At 32.5% G+C, this 1,198-nt stretch carries 2 protein-coding genes; both read right to left on the bottom strand.

What is annotated here, in order from left to right:
- Positions 1-38 precede the first annotated feature (38 nt).
- Positions 39-560, bottom strand: coding sequence for a hypothetical protein (locus V7122_RS25275; protein WP_335530008.1), 522 nt, complete (start codon positions 558-560; stop codon positions 39-41).
- A gap of 251 nt (positions 561-811) precedes the next feature.
- Positions 812-1,198: hypothetical protein (locus tag V7122_RS25270; protein WP_335530005.1), on the bottom strand; the 387-nt coding region annotated here is incomplete at its 5' end.

Genomic DNA, 1,198 nt, shown 5'->3' with positions numbered 1-1,198 from the left:
TAAATGGCCCGATTGTTGATTAAAGGGTTAACAATTTTCTACTTTACATCGACAACAATTGAACCAAAATGTTTGTTACCGATAAAGACTTCTAAACGCCATATCCCTGCTTTGGAAAATGATAAATTGGAAGGTATTGAGCTATCTGAACCCCTTACTCCATTAGGACTGTAAACTAATTCCCCATAACTCCAAACTTTTCTTTCATTAGCAGTGCCGGCATCTGTTATTAAAACCATTTCTTTTTCTCCAGTATCTTTGTTGACAGCTACCACTTTAAAATTGCCACTTTTTATAGTTTGTTCATCTCCCCAGAGATGCCACAACCATTTTTCTATATCCCTGGCTTTAATCACGCCCCCAATTATTCCGACTTTATTCTTTTGTCCAATCAATTTATCCCCAGTTGGTGTTTCAAACTCTGTAGAAATATCCCATTGTTGATTTTCTTCAGAAACACCCTCATTTGTATTAACGTTAGCTTTTTCTTTGTTATCCTGAGAACAACCCGCAATAAGTAAAATAATAAGTAAAGAAATACTTAATAGACCTTTTCTCAATTACTTAATCCTCCTGTCCACCGAACTTTTGAAATTTCATTAAATATAAATTCCCTATTTCTATCCAAATTCCCTTTTAAATTTACTTCTGACTCGATACATAAAAAATGGCGCCATTTATTCCGGATTAGCGCCCGATTGTTGAAGATCGTTATTGAACTAAAGCCCCCATTAGTTTAAGTTTAGTTCTTCACAAAATATCATTTAATAGAAGAAAATCAACTGAGGAAGTCTTATGTTTCAATTATTATCTAGCCTTTATTGAAGTTAGAAATTATGGAATAACCAAATATCAAACCAAAAACAGAGTAAAGACCTGTACTCAAAAGGGAAACAGAGATAATAGATGGAAATGCCAAAACATAAAAGTGTATAAAAGGAAATATCGTAAGTATCAGTGAGGGAATGCCAAGAATCAGAAAGAAGTAATAATTAAATGTCCATTTCCCTGATTGTCTCCTTTTATTAATTAGTGTCGGTAATCCAAGCATAATTCCTATTGGAATAAACACCAACCCTTTAAATATGACATATGGAAAAACCATATAGCTTTCTTTTTGCAAATTCAACAGATGATTTGAAATTAGAATAACGATAAGAATTGATATGATTTGTAAAAAGGCATAAAAGATATATGT

The sequence above is a fragment of the Bacillus sp. JJ1532 genome (genome assembly GCF_036965085.1).
Lineage (GTDB): Bacteria > Bacillota > Bacilli > Bacillales > Cytobacillaceae > Cytobacillus.
This window is presented reverse-complemented; position numbering and strand designations above follow the sequence as displayed.